This window comes from Mycobacterium sp. 852014-52450_SCH5900713, from assembly GCF_001667075.1.
Classification (GTDB): domain Bacteria; phylum Actinomycetota; class Actinomycetes; order Mycobacteriales; family Mycobacteriaceae; genus Mycobacterium.
Genome location: NZ_LZIL01000053.1, coordinates 142152 through 157234 on the forward strand (window position 1 = coordinate 142152; position 15083 = coordinate 157234).

16 protein-coding genes are annotated in these 15083 nt (G+C 69.3%); 9 read left to right on the top strand and 7 right to left on the bottom strand.

Annotated features, from left to right (window positions below):
* Positions 1-21: 21 nt before the first annotated feature.
* Together moeZ and A5773_RS17105 are read right to left on the bottom strand one after the other, a co-directional pair.
* The gene (moeZ, locus tag A5773_RS17100; protein WP_067791724.1) at positions 22-1218 is read right to left on the bottom strand and encodes an adenylyltransferase/sulfurtransferase MoeZ; all 1197 of its coding nucleotides are present in this window, start codon (positions 1216-1218) and stop codon (positions 22-24) included.
* A gap of 153 nt (positions 1219-1371) precedes the next feature.
* The gene (locus A5773_RS17105; protein WP_156659675.1) at positions 1372-2406 is read right to left on the bottom strand and encodes a DUF3152 domain-containing protein; all 1035 of its coding nucleotides are present in this window, start codon (positions 2404-2406) and stop codon (positions 1372-1374) included.
* Between the two features lie 199 nt (positions 2407-2605).
* On the opposite strand from A5773_RS17105, the gene A5773_RS17110 reads away from it, so the two are divergent.
* Positions 2606-3292 (top strand): TetR/AcrR family transcriptional regulator, encoded by a 687-nt coding sequence (locus A5773_RS17110; protein WP_066956131.1) that lies wholly within the window; start codon positions 2606-2608, stop codon positions 3290-3292.
* Here A5773_RS17110 and A5773_RS17115 read toward each other — a convergent pair.
* Positions 3279-3548, bottom strand: a complete 270-nt coding sequence (locus A5773_RS17115; protein WP_066956290.1) for a DUF3107 domain-containing protein — start codon at positions 3546-3548, stop codon at positions 3279-3281. The genes A5773_RS17110 and A5773_RS17115 overlap by 14 nt on opposite strands.
* Before the next feature lie 206 nt (positions 3549-3754).
* On the opposite strand from A5773_RS17115, the gene A5773_RS17120 reads away from it, so the two are divergent.
* Positions 3755-4468: an MmpS family transport accessory protein gene (locus A5773_RS17120; RefSeq protein WP_067791726.1), complete on the top strand. Its 714-nt coding sequence runs from the start codon at positions 3755-3757 to the stop codon at positions 4466-4468.
* 130 nt (positions 4469-4598) lie between these two features.
* On the opposite strand, the gene A5773_RS17125 is transcribed toward A5773_RS17120, so the two are convergent.
* Positions 4599-5318, bottom strand: a complete 720-nt coding sequence (locus A5773_RS17125; protein ID WP_067791728.1) for a ferritin-like fold-containing protein — start codon at positions 5316-5318, stop codon at positions 4599-4601.
* Positions 5319-5572: 254 nt separating this feature from the next.
* On the opposite strand from A5773_RS17125, the gene A5773_RS17130 reads away from it, so the two are divergent.
* Together A5773_RS17130 and A5773_RS17135 are read left to right on the top strand one after the other, a co-directional pair.
* Positions 5573-7069: a DEAD/DEAH box helicase gene (locus A5773_RS17130; protein WP_067791730.1), complete on the top strand. Its 1497-nt coding sequence runs from the start codon at positions 5573-5575 to the stop codon at positions 7067-7069.
* Between the two features lie 15 nt (positions 7070-7084).
* Complete coding sequence (locus A5773_RS17135; RefSeq protein ID WP_067791732.1) at positions 7085-8305, top strand: hypothetical protein; 1221 nt, start codon at positions 7085-7087, stop codon at positions 8303-8305.
* A gap of 107 nt (positions 8306-8412) precedes the next feature.
* Here the strand turns inward: A5773_RS17135 and A5773_RS17140 are convergent, their stop codons facing one another.
* Positions 8413-9216, bottom strand: a complete 804-nt coding sequence (locus A5773_RS17140) for a ParA family protein (RefSeq protein WP_066956147.1) — start codon at positions 9214-9216, stop codon at positions 8413-8415.
* Positions 9217-9335: 119 nt separating this feature from the next.
* Here A5773_RS17140 and A5773_RS17145 point away from each other — a divergent pair, with 119 nt between their 5' ends.
* The 3 genes from A5773_RS17145 to A5773_RS17155 are packed head-to-tail and all read left to right on the top strand — an operon-like array spanning position 9336 to position 11514.
* Entirely contained in the window at positions 9336-9947 is a 612-nt protein-coding gene (locus tag A5773_RS17145; protein ID WP_066956150.1) for an acid phosphatase, read from the top strand.
* Entirely contained in the window at positions 9944-11041 is a 1098-nt protein-coding gene (locus A5773_RS17150; RefSeq protein WP_066956153.1) for an isochorismate synthase MenF, read from the top strand. Before A5773_RS17145 ends, A5773_RS17150 begins: the two co-directional genes overlap by 4 nt.
* On the top strand, positions 11038-11514 hold the full coding sequence (locus tag A5773_RS17155) for a GNAT family N-acetyltransferase (protein WP_066956156.1): 477 nt from the start codon (positions 11038-11040) through the stop codon (positions 11512-11514). The genes A5773_RS17150 and A5773_RS17155 overlap by 4 nt, the downstream gene beginning before the upstream one ends.
* Here A5773_RS17155 and A5773_RS17160 read toward each other — a convergent pair.
* Entirely contained in the window at positions 11466-11912 is a 447-nt protein-coding gene (locus tag A5773_RS17160; protein ID WP_156659677.1) for a hypothetical protein, read from the bottom strand. The genes A5773_RS17155 and A5773_RS17160 overlap by 49 nt on opposite strands.
* Before the next feature lie 79 nt (positions 11913-11991).
* On the opposite strand from A5773_RS17160, the gene A5773_RS17165 reads away from it, so the two are divergent.
* Positions 11992-12963: a diacylglycerol kinase family protein gene (locus A5773_RS17165; RefSeq protein ID WP_067264258.1), complete on the top strand. Its 972-nt coding sequence runs from the start codon at positions 11992-11994 to the stop codon at positions 12961-12963.
* Positions 12964-13244: 281 nt separating this feature from the next.
* A complete protein-coding gene (whiB1, locus tag A5773_RS17170) occupies positions 13245-13499 on the top strand; it encodes a transcriptional regulator WhiB1 (RefSeq protein ID WP_007168139.1) in 255 nt (84 codons plus the stop codon).
* A 69-nt stretch (positions 13500-13568) separates the two neighbouring features.
* Here whiB1 and A5773_RS17175 read toward each other — a convergent pair whose 3' ends face one another.
* Positions 13569-15068 carry a sensor histidine kinase gene (locus tag A5773_RS17175; protein ID WP_066956164.1) on the bottom strand — a complete coding sequence of 500 codons (1500 nt, stop codon included), beginning with the start codon at positions 15066-15068 and terminating at the stop codon, positions 13569-13571.
* Between the last annotated feature and the right edge of the window lie 15 nt (positions 15069-15083).

Genomic DNA, 15083 nt, shown 5'->3' on the forward strand with positions numbered 1-15083 from the left:
GAGGTCACCTGCCCTATCGGGTCAGTACATCACCATGTCGGGTTGCATCTGCTGCGCCCACGCCACGATGCCGCCCTGCAGGTGCACCGCGTCGGGGAACCCGGCCTTGCGCACCGCCACCAGCGCCTCGGCCGAGCGCACCCCCGTCTTGCAGTACAGCACGGGCGTGCGGTCCTGCGGCAGCTTTGCCAGACCCTCACCGGAGTTGATCGACGACTGCGGGATCAGCTGGGCCCCGTCGATGTGCACGATGTCCCATTCCGCGCGTTCACGAACGTCGATCAACGCCAGTTTCTTTCCCGAATCCAGTAATTCGCGCAACTCCCGCGGGGTGATCGTGGAGCCGGTGAGCACCGGGCCGGCATCATCGGATGCCACACCGCAGTACTGCTCGTAGTCGATCAGCTCGGTGATCTTCGGACGGAAGGCGTCGTCGGGGTCCCTGCGGATCGTGATGGTGCGATAGGACATCTCCAGGGCGTCGTAGATCATCAACCGGCCCAGCAGCGACTCGCCGATCCCGGTGATGAGTTTGATGGCCTCGGTGCCCATCACCGACGCGACGGAGGCGCAGACGATGCCCAGCACACCGCCTTCGGCGCACGACGGCACCGTGCCTGGTGGCGGCGGCTCCGGGTAGAGGTCGCGGTAGTTGAGGCCCCGCCCGCCCGGCGCATCCTCCCAGAACACCGAGACCTGCCCCTCGAATCGGTAGATCGATCCCCACACGTACGGCTTGCCGGCCAGCACGGCGGCGTCGTTGACCAGATACCGGGTGGCGAAGTTGTCGGTGCCGTCCAGGATCAGGTCGTACTGCGAGAACAGGTCGACGGCGTTGCTCGCGTCGAGCCGGACCTCGTGCAGACGCACCCGGACCGATGGGTTGATCGCGGCGATCGACTCGCGCGCCGACTGCGCCTTGGAGCGCCCGACGTCGGCCACGCCGTGGATGATCTGGCGCTGCAGGTTGGAGTCGTCGACGACGTCGAAGTCGACGATGCCGATCGTGCCGACGCCGGCCGCGGCCAGGTACAGCAGCGTCGGCGCGCCGAGCCCGCCCGCGCCGATCACCAGCACCTTCGCGTTCTTGAGCCGCTTCTGCCCGTCGACGCCCAGGTCGGGAATGATCAGATGGCGGCTGTAGCGGGCGACCTCATCGCGGGTCAGCTCGTCTGCCGGCTCCACGAGAGGCGGCAGTGCTGTCTGCGGTGTCGGCACCCACTCCTCCTCGGTCTCGCGTTGCGGTTGTCCACCACCATCACAGCAGCCGCCGAAGTGGACGGCAATGAATTCAACCTGCCGAGCGTCACGTTGGCGTGACTCCGAACGCCGACCGTCACGCCGGCGTGACGCTTCGCGGCTAGGGGCCGGCTAAGCGATCGGGAACGGCCACGGATTGAATCGGCAGGTCTTCCCGTCGGCCTTGACGAAATCCGGGTCGAATTGGGCGGCATCGTTGTTCGACGTGGAGAAGGTCTGCTGCATCATCACCGGCGCCAAAGCGCCCTGCTGCTCACACGGCTCGTGACGCACGTACCCGATGGCGTGGCCGACCTCGTGGTTGATCACGTACTGGCGATAGGAGCCGATGTCCCCCTCGAACGGGACCGCCCCGCGCACCCAGCGCGCCTCGTTGATGAAGACCCGCGACTGCCGGTCCTTGCCGAACGACGGGTTGTAGCAGGAGGTCTCGAGCCGGAACTCGTAGCCGCACCCCTCGCGGACCGTCACCGGCGACACCAGGGAGATGCGGAAGTCGGGCTTGCCCCCATTGGTTCCGTCGATCCTGACGAACGCGAACTGCGGGTTGTGCGTCCAGCCCTTGGGGTTGGCCAGCGTCTGGTCGACCATCTGCGCGAACGCCTCGTCGCCGCCGATCATCGTGGGGTCGATACCATCCTCCACCTCGACGGTGTAGTGAAACACCCGTACGGTGCCCTGACCGATCTGCGGCGTCGTGCCGGGCACCACGTGCCAGGTCTTCTCGCCCGCCTCGGTGAACGGGCCGCCGTCCGGCAGCGTCCCCGCCGGCAGGTTGGCGTCGAACGCCGCCAGCCCGCGCGGTGGCGCGTCGATGATCGAGGTGCCCACGGCGTCCATCGCTTGCGGACTCTGGATGGGCTGGTTCGCCGTCGGCTTCACCGCGCTGGTGCCCGTCACCGTCTGATAGATGACCACCGCGGTGAGCACCGCCAACACCGGCAGCGCGTATGCGCGCCAGCCGTAGGTGGATACGAACCGTCCCAGCCATGTCTGTTTGCGCCACTGGCGCGGCCGCTCCCGGTCGGCCCTGCTCCGTCCGCCGTCGCGGGCGATCGGGTCACGCAGCGCCCGTAGCGGTTCGCGCCACTCGTCCCGCAGCACCGGGACGCGACCGGTGCCGCGCGAAGGCCGCTGGGACGTCATTGCCCCAGGATTACACAGTCGGCAGCGAGGCCGTTCTTGGCGCGCCCGAATGCTCCGCCCGACACCACAATCTGCCAGCCACGACGGCGGCGACGACGGTCACCGGGACGACGCGGGTAGTAATGTCTCTCGCAACGAGCCGAGCGCGGCCGGCCAGTGGTGCCGGCGGCCGGTTGCCGACACATCAGATGAGGACTCGATGAGCGAACTCGCCAAGGCCGGGGCGCGGCGTGCCGTCAAATCGACCGACCGCAGTCGGCCCGGGGACGGCATCGCGGCTTCGAGCCGGCGCGGCAACCGGTTGCCCCGCGATGAGCGTCGCGGTCAGTTGCTCATCGTCGCCAGCGACGTCTTTGTCGATCGCGGCTACCACGCGGCCGGCATGGACGAGATCGCCGACCGGGCCGGGGTTAGCAAACCGGTTCTGTATCAACACTTTTCGAGCAAACTCGAGCTCTATCTGGCCGTGCTCGCCCGGCATGTGGAAAACCTCGTCTCGGGCGTGCAGCAGGCACTGAACACCACCACCGACAACCGCCGGCGACTGCACGCTGCGGTGCAGGCGTTCTTCGACTTCATCGAGCACGACAGCCAGGGTTACCGGCTGATCTTCGAGAACGACTACGTCACCGAACCCGAGGTGGCCGCGCAGGTGCGCGTCGCCACCGAATCGTGCATCGACGCGGTGTTCGCCTTGATCAGCGAGGACTCGGGGCTCGACCCGCACCGCGCCCGCATGATCGCGGTGGGATTGGTGGGCATCAGCGTCGACTGCGCCCGCTACTGGCTCGACTCCGACCGCCCGATCTCGAAGGCGGACGCCGTCGAGGGCACCGTCGCGTTCGCCTGGGGCGGGCTGTCACACGTGCCGCTTACTCGCCTTTAGCGCCCTTGCCGGTGAGCTTTCCGACTTCGGCGCCGATGCCGAAGCCGACCCGGCGCGCGTCGGCGGGGCCGATCTCGACGTAGGCGATCTTGCTGGTGTGCACGAGGAAGCGACGCCCCCGCTCGTCGTTCAGCCTCAGCAGGCCCGGTCCCTCACCCAGCGCGGCGCTGACCAGCTCTTCGACTTCGGCCGGCGTCTGCGCACTGGCGAGGACCAGCTCACGCGGACTGTCCGTAATACCGATCTTGACCTCCACGGTCACCCCTTCCGTAGGTATTGAAGTCGACAGGCTTGTCAGCTGCAGGCTAGTTGACGCGGCGGGCCCGGTGCGGCGACAGCCCCCGGCATGCGGTTCGCGCTCAGCGAAACATCGGTCGCGAGCAGATAACGATTAGCTTGCGACTGGGCCCAGACCCGGGTCCGCAGCCCGGTTCGTGCTTTCACATGGCTACCTTCGGCCCCATGGGTACCACACTGGCCGATCTCGACGAGGTCCGGGACTACCCCGAAGACCAGACCGATGAGCTCTACGGAGCCGACGCCTACCCCGAGGGCGACTACACCTGGACCGGCTGGCCGGCCGAGCTTCGCTGGCGTCCGGTCACGGCGATCCTCGGCGCCGTGGTGGCCGTCGGCGCGATCGCGACCGCCGTCATCATCAACAGCGGCGATAGCGCCTCGACGAAGGCGACCGTGGCACCGGCTCCGCAACCGGTGACGTCCGCGCCGGCGACGACGAGAAGCTCCGTCCCGCCCAGCGCCCAGCCCCGCCCCTCAGGCACGCCGTTGCCGCCCGAAACGGTCACCACCGTCACCACGCCCAGCGCGTCGCCGAGCCTGGCGCCGACGGGAACGCCCACCGCCGCTCCGCCCCTGACGCTGACGCCCCCGCCGGCCGCGCTGAACCCGCGCACCGTCGTCTACAGCGTGACCGGCAGCAAGCAACTGCTGGACCTGGTGAACATCGTCTACACGGACGGGAACGGCTACTCCCAGACCGAGTTCAACGTCTCGCTGCCGTGGACCAAGGCGGTGATCTTGAGTCCGAGTGTCCAGAACCCGTCGGTCGTCGCGACGAGCTTCTACGGCCGGCTCAACTGCTCGATCGTCAACGCCGCCGGTCAGCTGGTGGCCGCATCGACCACCAACGCGAGCCTGGCGACCTGCGCGCGCTGAGTGACCCGTCCCCCAGCTCCGCGGGGGTGCCCCCCAGCGCCCGGCTGCGCCGCGCTTGCGATCACGGCTGGGTCCGATGGCCGTGACCCGCTGCGCCCGGCTGCGCCGCGCTTGCGATCACGGCTGAACGTCAGCTCAGACCCAGTTCGTGCATCCGCCGGTCGTGGGTGTGCTGCAACCGTTCGAAGAACGCGTTGAGCTGGCCCAGGCCACCGGCGCCCGACATCACCAGGTCGACCAGCTCGTCGTGGTCGGCCAGCAAGTACTGAGCCTGCGTGATCGCCTCGCCGAACAGGCGGCGCGACCACAGCGCCAGCCGGCTGCGCTGCTTGCCGCTGGAGGTCACGGCGGCGCGCACCTCGGCGACGACGAACTGCGAGTGCCCCGTCTCGGACAGCGCCGCCCGCACCACGTCGGCGATCTCGTCGGGTAGCCCGTCGGCGATCTCCAGGTACAGGTCGGCGGCCAGGGCGTCGCCGACATAGGTTTTCACCAGGGCTTCCAGCCACGTGCTGGGCATCGTCAGCCGGTGGTAGTTCTCCAGCGCCGAGACGTACTTCGACATCGACTTCACCACGTCGACGCCCCGGCTTTCCAGGGCGTCGCGCAGCAGCTCGTAGTGCTGCATCTCGGCGGCGGCCATGCTGGCCATGGAAATCCGTCCGCGCAGGTCCGGGGCCATCCGCGCCTCGTCGGTGAGCCGATAGAACGCGGCGATCTCGCCGTATGCCAAGACCGCGAACAACTCGTTGACGCCGGGGTGGTCGGCCGACAGACGCGGGGCGGGCGAATCGTCCACCTGGTCGGCTTCCAGTTCGGCTTCGGAAGGCTGGCAAGAGGGCCGGGTCATGGCAACACTGTAGTCGGCGGACCCGGCGCTAACGGGGCGCCAGCTGTCGACCGGCTATCATGTATGTAGGTAGCGGTTGTATTTCTTTTCCCAAGCCGCTATCGGCGAAATGTGCGTGCACAGCTGGCCGGCCCAGATTGGGCAGGGGCCCGCGACTCGGCGACGTATTCGGAGTCGGAACTCGTGCGCGCGTGACCGCGACAGAGAAACACCGACACAAACCGATACGTCACCGAAAGGCTTACTACCCACGCATGAGCGAACTCACCAGCACAACTGAATTGACCTTTGCCCAGCTCGGCGTTCGCGACGAAATCGTCCGCGCCCTCGCCGAAAAGGGCATCGAACGCCCCTTTGCGATCCAAGAACTGACCATGCCGCTGGCGCTCGCCGGCGACGACGTGATCGGCCAGGCCCGCACCGGTATGGGCAAGACCCTCGCCTTCGGCGTGCCGCTGCTCAACCGCATCACGTCCGGAGTCGGCGTGCGGGAGCTCAACGGCACACCCCGGGCCCTGGTCGTGGTCCCGACCCGTGAACTGTGCCTTCAGGTCACCGAGGACCTGGCCGCCGCGGCCAAGTACCTCACCGCCGACGAGGGCCGGCGGCTGTCCGTCGTCTCGATCTACGGCGGGCGGGCCTACGAGCCGCAACTCGAGGCGCTGCAGGCCGGCGCCGACGTCGTGGTCGGCACCCCCGGCCGCCTGCTCGACCTGGCCCAGCAGGGCCACCTGCAGCTCGGCGGGCTGTCCATGCTCGTCCTCGATGAGGCCGACGAGATGCTCGACCTGGGCTTTTTGCCCGACATCGAGCGCATCCTGCGTCAGATCCCCGAGGACCGGCAATCCATGCTGTTCTCGGCGACCATGCCGGGCCCGATCATCACGCTGGCCCGCACCTTCATGAACCAGCCCACCCACATCCGGGCGGAGGCGCCGCACTCGGCCGCCACGCACGACACCACCGAGCAGTTCGTCTACCGCGCCCACGCGCTGGACAAGGTCGAGATGGTCAGCCGCATACTGCAGGCCGAGGGCCGCGGCGCGACGATGATCTTCACCCGCACCAAGCGCACCGCCCAGAAGGTCGCCGACGAACTGGCCGAGCGCGGCTTCAAGGTCGGCGCCGTGCACGGCGACCTCGGTCAGATCGCCCGCGAGAAGGCGCTCAAGGCCTTCCGCAGCGGCGACATCGACGTCCTGGTCGCCACGGACGTGGCCGCCCGCGGCATCGACATCGACGACATCACCCACGTCATCAACTACCAGATCCCCGAGGACGAACAGGCCTACGTGCACCGCATCGGCCGCACCGGCCGCGCCGGCAAGACCGGCATCGCCGTCACCCTGGTGGACTGGGACGAGCTGCCCCGCTGGTCGATGATCGACAAGGCGCTGGGCCTGGAGACCCCCGAACCCGCCGAGACCTACTCGAACTCGCCGCACCTCTACGAAGAGATGGGCATCCCGGCCGAAGCGGGCAGCGCCATCGGCTCGCCGAAGAAGCCGCAGGGCCAGCGCCGCACCAGCGAGCGCGACGGCCAGAAGGCGGACCGGTCCGGGCGTGCCCGCTCCGGCGCGCCGCGGCGGCGGACCCGCGGCGGCCAACCCACCACCGCACATTCGGGCGGGAATGCCGCGGCCGGCGCCGCCGGCGGCGAAGCCGCCGCGGAAGCGCCCGGTAACGGCGGGACCAGCCGCCGCCGCCGTCGGCGCCGCAAGCCCGCCGAAGCCGGCGCAAACGCCAGCTGAGTCGCCCGCCCGCGGATGGTCAGACCCGAACGCCGGACCAAGGGCGACGTCTTGGCCGCCGCGGCGATAGCGGTCGCGGTAGTCGCCGTCGCCTCGCTGATCTGGTGGACCAGCGACGCCCGGGCCACCATCAGCCGGCCGGCCGCCGTTGCGGCGCCCAACCCGACCCCGGCCCGACAGGTCCCGGCCGCGCTCAAGGAGCTGTGGACCGCATCCAGTCCGGCCACCACCGCACCCGTGGCCGTCGGCGGGACGGTCGTCACCGGCGACGGCCGCCGGGTCGACGGCCGCGACCCCGCCTCGGGCCAGTCCCGGTGGAGCTACCAGCGCGACGCCGACCTGTGCGGGGTCTCCTGGGTTTACCACTACGCCGTCGCCGTCTACCGGGACGACCGCGGGTGCGGGCAGGCGAGCACGCTTGACGGGTCCACCGGTCGCCGCGGGCCTGCCCGCAGCGGCTACGCCGACCCGCACGTGCAGCTGTCGTCCGACGGCACGACCGTGTTGGCGGCCGGCGGCACCCGGCTCGAGCTGTGGCGCTCCGACATGGTCCGGATGGTCGCGTACGGCGAGACGGACGCCCGCGTCAAGCCCTCCGCACGCGGGCTGCACTCCGGCTGCAAGCTGGTCTCGGCGGCGGCCAGCTCGTCGGCGGTGTCGGTGCTGGAGGGCTGCGCCAACCAGGCCGACCTGCGGCTCGTGCTGCTGCGGCCGGGCAAGGACGACGACGAACCCCAGCAGCGCATCGTGGCCGAACCCGGGATCACGGCGGATTCGGGCGCCCGGGTGCTGGCCGTCTGGGAGAACAACACAGCGGTGTACCTGCCGTCCCCGCAGCCCCGAGTGGACGTGATCGACGAGACCGGCACCACCGTGTCGAGCACACTGCTGCCCAAGCCGCCGACGAGCCCCGGTGCCGTGTCGCACGCGGGCAGCCTGATCACCTGGTGGACCGGCGATTCCGTCATGGTCTTCGAGACGGGCAACCTGTCGCTGCGCTACACCATCGCCGCGGGCTCCACGACGGCACCGTTGGGCCCGGGCGCGATGATGGCGGGCCGTCTGCTGGTGCCGGTCACCGGCGCCATCGGGGTCTACGACCCGGTCAGCGGCGCCAACGAGCGCTACATCCCGGTGAACCGGGCGCCGAGTACACCCGGACGGGCGGTGGTCCCGGCCGTCGCGGGGTCCCAGGTGTTCGAGCAGCGGGGCGACACCGTGACGGCCCTGGGCTGACGCCGCCTGCCGTGCGCGCTCAGCGCGTTGCGCGTGTGTACAGGGCGGCGACATGCTGGCGTGCCGCGCCGTAGGCGCTCAAAGCCCTAGGCGCGCAATCAAAGCCGCTACACCTCGACGGCGAACGTCGGCAGCGGCTTGCCGGTCTTCCAGTGCTTGAGCAACGCCTTCGCCAGGTCGGTGTAAGCCGACGCGCCCTTGTTCTTGCGCCCGGCCATCACCGACGACCCCGAGGCACTGGCCTCGGCGAAACGCACTGTGCGCGGTATCGGCGGGGCCAGCACCGGCAGGTTGTAGCGGTCGGCGACGTCCACCAACACGTCCCGGGTGTGGGTGGTCCGCGAGTCGTACAGCGTCGGCAACGCGCCGAGGAGCCGCAGCTCCGGGTTGGTGATCTGCTGGACATCGGCGACCGTGCGCAGGAATTGGCCGACTCCCCGGTGCGCGAGCGTCTCGCACTGCAGCGGCACGATCACCTCGTCGGCGGCGGTCAGCCCGTTGAGGGTGAGCACACCCAGCGACGGTGGGCAGTCGATGATGACCACGTCGAAGTCGTCGGAGAGCTTGGCCAGCGCGCGTTTGAGCGCGTATTCGCGGCCGGCGCGCATCAACAGCATCGCCTCGGCTCCCGCCAGGTCGATGTTGGCCGGCAGCAGGGTCATCCCCTCCATGGTGGTGACCAGCGCGGCATTCGGCTCGACCTCGCCGAGAAGCACCTCGTGCACCGACACCGGGAGTTTGTCGGGATCCTGACCGAGCGAGAAGGTCAGGCAGCCCTGCGGATCGAGGTCGACCAGGAGCACCCGGCGTCCCTCGTCCACCATCGCTGCGCCCAGCGAGGCGACCGTCGTCGTCTTGGCTACCCCGCCCTTCTGGTTGGCCACTGCCAGTACCCGGGTCTTAGCAGCCATAGGCGCGGCTCTCCCCTCTGCATCGTTGCCATGCGGTCAACAGTGCCCATCCTGGCACGTTCGCTCGCCACGCGCTGCGGCCGACGTGCCCGGCATGTCGTCCGGCAGAATCGGTCGATATGGGCTTGCACAATCATCGACTGGTCCTGCTCCGCCACGGCGAGACCGAGTGGTCGAAATCCGGCCAGCACACGGGCCGGACCGACCTCGAACTGACCGACACCGGCCGCGTCCAGGCCGAGCTGGCCGGCCGCGTCCTGCGAGAACTGAACCTCACCGACCCGTTGGTGATCAGCAGCCCGCGCATCCGCGCCCTGACCACAGCGAAGCTGGCCGGCCTCGCCGTGGACGAGGTCTCTCCCCTGCTCGCCGAATGGGATTACGGCTCTTACGAGGGGTTGACGACGCCGCAGATCCACGAAAAGGTGCCCGATTGGCTGGTCTGGACGCACGGCTGTCCCGGTGGCGAAAGCGTGCAGCAGGTCAGCGACCGCGCCGATCGGGCGGTCGCGTTCGCGCTGGAGCACATGAGCTCGCGCGACGTGGTGTTCGTGGGGCACAGCCACTTCTCCCGTTCGGTCATCACCCGCTGGGTGGAGCTGCCGCTCGTCGAGGGCAGCCGCTTCTGGATGCTGGCCGGCTCCATCGCGGTGTGCGGTTTCGAGCATGGCGTGCGACAGCTGGCCGCGCTCGGATTGACCGCCCAGCCGCAGGCGATAAAACCCGGGTGAGCGCCCAATCGCCGTTCGCGCTGTGCGGACCGAAGCAGACCCTGGTCGCCGAGGGCGTGCGGGAGCGCTACCGCGAGGTCGCGGCGGCGCAGGACGCGCTGCGATCGGGCTCAGCCGCAATAGTGTTGGGCGCGTTGCCCTTCGACGTGAACCGGCCCGCAGCGCTGCTGACGCCCGACGCGGTGCGACGCACCGACGGCCCGCCCGACTGGCCGACCGGCCCGCTGCCGCCGGTGCGTATCGCCGCCGCCGACCCATCGCCGGCCGACTACCGCCGCCGCATCAGCCGGGCCCGCGATCAGCTCACCGCCCCCGACAGCCTGCTGAGCAAGGTGGTGCTGTCCCGCGCGCTGCGGCTGGTCGCCGACGCCCCCCTGGACGCCCGCGTCATCCTGCGCCGGCTCATCGCCGCCGACCCGGCCGCCTACGGCTATCTGGTCGACCTGACCGCCGCAGGCGATGACTACGCGGGTGTGGCGCTGGTGGGCGCCAGCCCGGAGCTTCTGGTGGCGCGCAACGGAGATCGAGTCACGTGCCGGCCGTTCGCCGGCTCGGCGCCCCGCGCCGCCGACCCGGACGTCGACGCCGCCAACGGCGCCGCGCTGGCCGGTTCGGCCAAGGATCGGCACGAGCACCAGTTGGTCATCGAAACCATTCGGGCCGCCCTCGAGCCGCTGTGCGACGAGTTGACGATCGCCGCCGAGCCCGAGTTGAGCCGCACCGCGGCGGTGTGGCACCTGTGCACACCGATCAGCGCCCGGCTTCGCGATACGTCCACCACCGCAATCGATTTGGCCCTGGCGCTGCATCCCACCCCGGCGGTCGGCGGGGTGCCGACCAAGGCCGCGGTCGAGCTCATCGCCGAGTTGGAAGGCGACCGCGGGTTCTACGCGGGGGCGGTCGGCTGGTGCGACGCCCGGGGCGACGGCCGCTGGGTGGTGGCGATCCGCTGCGCGCAGCTGTCGGCGGACCGCCGCACCGCGCTCGCACGATCCGGTGGCGGCATCGTCGCCGAATCCGACCCCGACGAAGAACTCGCGGAAACAACAACGAAATTCGCGACGATTCTCAACGCATTGGACGTCGAGCAATGACCATTCGCCGCGCCGCGCCGGAAGACGCCGCCGCAATCACCGGAATGATCCACGAACTGGCGGAATTCGAACACGCCGCCGAGCAATGCACGGTCACCGAAAAGCAAATTGCGGCAGCACTTTTCGGAGCAGCCCCGACGGTGTACGGGCACGTCGCGGAAGTCGAGGGCGAGATCGCCGCGATGGCGCTGTGGTTTCTCAACTTCTCCACCTGGGACGGCGTGGCGGGCATCTACCTCGAAGACCTGTTCGTGCGGCCGGGATTTCGCCGCCGCGGCCTGGCCCGCGCGCTGCTGGCCACGCTGGCGGCCGAATGCCTCGACCACGGCTACACGCGGTTGTCCTGGGCCGTGCTGAACTGGAACGCCGGCGCCCTCACGCTGTACGACGGCGTCGGCGGCGAACCCCAGCGCGAGTGGACCACCTATCGGCTGTCCGGCCCCCGGTTGGCCGAGCTGGCGGAATCGCGCTGATCGCCGGCGGCCCACCGCACGCCCGCGGGGCTGAACAGCAGGCCCAACACGCTCAGCGCCACAATGCCGGCGGGAATCCCGAAGCCGGGCCGGTGCGAGTCCACCGTCAGGTACCACGCCACCGGCACCAGCAGCAGCTGGGTGATCACGGCCAGCCCGCGCCCCCAGCGCTTGCCGAGGATCAGCGCCCGTCCGGCGGCCAGCACCACCGCCCCGACCAGAACGAAAAACACCGCCGTGCCCAACCCGTTGACCACGCGCTGGTCGGCGCCCGCAACGCCGCGCACCACCAGCACCGCCGCCACCACCAGCGCGGCCAGCCCTTGCACCACCACGAGGAGCCCAGCGCCGCGCACGGCGGCTGGAGCGGCCCCTGGGTTGCGGCGGAAAGCTGTCACCCTCGTCAGCGTAGTCACCCCGGCCGGCGAGGAGTTCCCCACAGCGTGGCCTTAACCGGCCCGCATAAGCTCGTGCTTCATGCGCGCCGTGCTGATCGTGAACCCCACAGCCACCACCACCACCCCGGCCGGTCGCGACCTGCTGGCGAACGCGCTCAAGAGCCGCCTGCAGCTCACCGTCGAACACACCAGCCACCGCGGTCACGGCACCGAACTCGCCGAGAAGGCGGTCGCGGACGGCGTCGACCTGGTCGTGGTGCACGGCGGTGACGGCACGGTGAGCGGGGTGGTCAACGGCCTGCTCGGGCGTCCCGGCGCGGTTTCGGGGGACACCGGCCCGATGCCGGCGGTCGCGGTGGTTCCCGGCGGTTCGGCGAATGTGCTGGCGCGGTCGCTGGGGATCTCGCGGGACCCGGTGGCCGCCACCAACCAGCTCATCCAGCTCCTCGACGACTATCGCCACCACCACACCTGGCGCCGGATCGGCCTGATCGACTGCGGTGAGCGGTGGGCCGTGTTCAACACCGGCATGGGGGTCGACGCCGAGGTGGTGGCCGCGGTCGAGGCCGAACGCGACAAGGGCGGCAAGGTGACGGCCTGGCGCTACATTCGCGCGGCGGTGCCCGCCGTGTGGGGCTACACGCGCCGCGAACCGATGCTCACCCTTGAACTGCCCGGTCGCGAACCCATTACGGGGGTGAGTTTCGCGTTCGTGTCCAACTCCAGCCCGTGGACGTTCGCCAACGAGCGGCCAGTGTGGACCAATCCCGGCTGCAGCTTCGAGTCCGGGCTGGGCGTGTTCGCACCCAAGAGCATGAAAACGATCCCCACCCTTCGCATCGTGCGGCAGATGTTCGCCAAGCGGCCCAAGTTCGACTTCGACCACCTCGTCACCGAGGACGACGTGCCCTGCTTGCGCGTCACCTCGACCGGCGGCCCGGTCGCCTGCCAGTTCGACGGGGATTACCTCGGCGTGCGCGAAAGCATGACGTTCAAAGCGGTACCCGACGCGCTGGCGGTGGTAGCACCTCCCCAGAAAAACACGTTCTGAGCTGCGCATACGAAGCGTCCGCGGGCCACGCGACGAAGTTTTTCCTCGTGAGTGGCCGGTGAGTGTAGTACAACGGAGTAATGGCTCGACTACGGATCGATCGAAGTGAGATAGCCCACGAGCGAACTCGGGGCTATTGACATCTGTTGGGCCTGTGAAACGATCAAAAGGTTGCATGCAGGAATTTAGATAGGGGTACGGACCCTTTTCTTGTGCACGCGTTAACAGCCGAAGAAAATTGGCCGTGCGCCTTGCTGCGCACTCAGTGAGGAGTAGGACGTATGGATTGGCGCCACAAGGCGGTCTGTCGCGACGAGGACCCGGAGCTGTTCTTCCCGGTAGGGAACAGCGGCCCGGCGCTCGCGCAGATCGCTGACGCGAAACTGGTCTGCAATCGGTGCCCGGTGACCACGGATTGCCTGTCGTGGGCCCTGAACACCGGCCAGGACTCGGGCGTCTGGGGCGGCATGAGCGAAGACGAGCGGCGCGCACTCAAGCGTCGCAATGCCCGGACGAAGGCCCGTAGCGGAGTCTGACTCAGTCAGAGCAAACAGTGCGGCCTCGACGAGAGTCGGGGCCGCACTGTTGTGTAAGGCGCACAACGCCTAGATGGCCAGTCGGGCCCGCCGCCCGATCGGCACCCGCAACACCACATCGGTGCCGCGAGCCGGGGCTTGGCGCATGCCCAGCGTGCCGTCGAGTTCCGCCGACACCAGCGTCCGCACGATCTGCAGGCCGAGGCTGTCGGACGTCTCCAGGTTGAAGCCTTCCGGCAACCCGCGGCCGTCGTCGTGGACAACGACGTCGAGCCAGCGCGCCGAACGCTCGGCGCGGATGGTCACCGATCCCTCTTCGACCGCAGGATCGAACGCGTGCTCGATCGCGTTCTGAACCAGTTCGGTGATCACCATGATCAGGGCCGTCGCCCGGTCGGAGTCCAGCACGCCGAGGTCGCCGACCCGGTTGATCCGGATCGGCCGGTCCACCGACGCCACGTCGTTCATGATCGGCAGAATCCGGTCGATGACCTCGTCGAGGTTGACCTGTTCGTCGACGGACATCGACAGCGCGTCGTGCACCAACGCGATCGACGAGACCCGGCGCACCGACTCGATCAGGGCTTCGCGCCCTTCGGCGTTGACCGTCCGGCGGGCCTGCAGACGCAGCAGCGCCGCCACCGTCTGCAGGTTGTTCTTCACCCGGTGGTGGATCTCGCGGATGGTGGCGTCCTTGGAGATCAGGGCCCGGTCGCGGCGCTTCACCTCGGTGACATCCCGGATCAGCACGGCGGCACCGGCGCTCGCGCCGTCGACCACCAACGGGAGCGTCCGCAGCAGTACCGTGGCGCCGCCGGCGTCGACCTCCATGCGCATGCTCTTGCCGCCGGCCAGCAGGTCCAGGACGTGCTCGGCCAGCTCCTGCGCCTCGAACGGGTCCGAGATCAGCGGCCGGGTCACCTTGACCAGGTTGCGGCCCTCCAGCTCGGACGTCAGGCCCATCCGGTGGTAGGCCGACACCGCGTTGGGGCTGGCATAGGCGACGACGCCGTTGACGTCCAACCGGATGAAGCCATCGCCCGCCCGCGGGGTGGAGCGGGACATGACCACGTCGCCCACGTCGGGGAAGGTGCCGTCGGCGAGCATGTGGACCAGATCGCCGGCGCATTCCCGGTATGCCGTCTCCAGCTGGCCGGACGTGCGGTCGGCCGCGACGGCGGTCTGATGCCGGGTGAGCACGGCCACCACCCGGCCGCCGTACCGCACCGGGGTCGCCTCGACGTGCGGGCCGGGCAGCCACGAATCCTGTTGGCCCGCATCGCCATCCCGCTGGGCGATGCCGGAGTTGAAGGTCTCGGCGACGAGCGCCAGCTGGTCGGCGGCGACGACACTGCCCACCGAGTCGGTGACGAGGACCGTGGGCGCGGTGTTCGGCCGGCACTGCGCCACACACACCAACATGCCGTCGTCGCGGCGAACCCACATCAGATAGTCGGCGAACGACAGGTCCGCCAGCAGCTGCCACTCCCCCACGACCGCGTGCAGGTGGTCCACCGCATTGCCCGGCAGCACGGTGTGTTCGGCAAGCAGATCACCGAGAGTCGACATCACTCACTCCCCGGG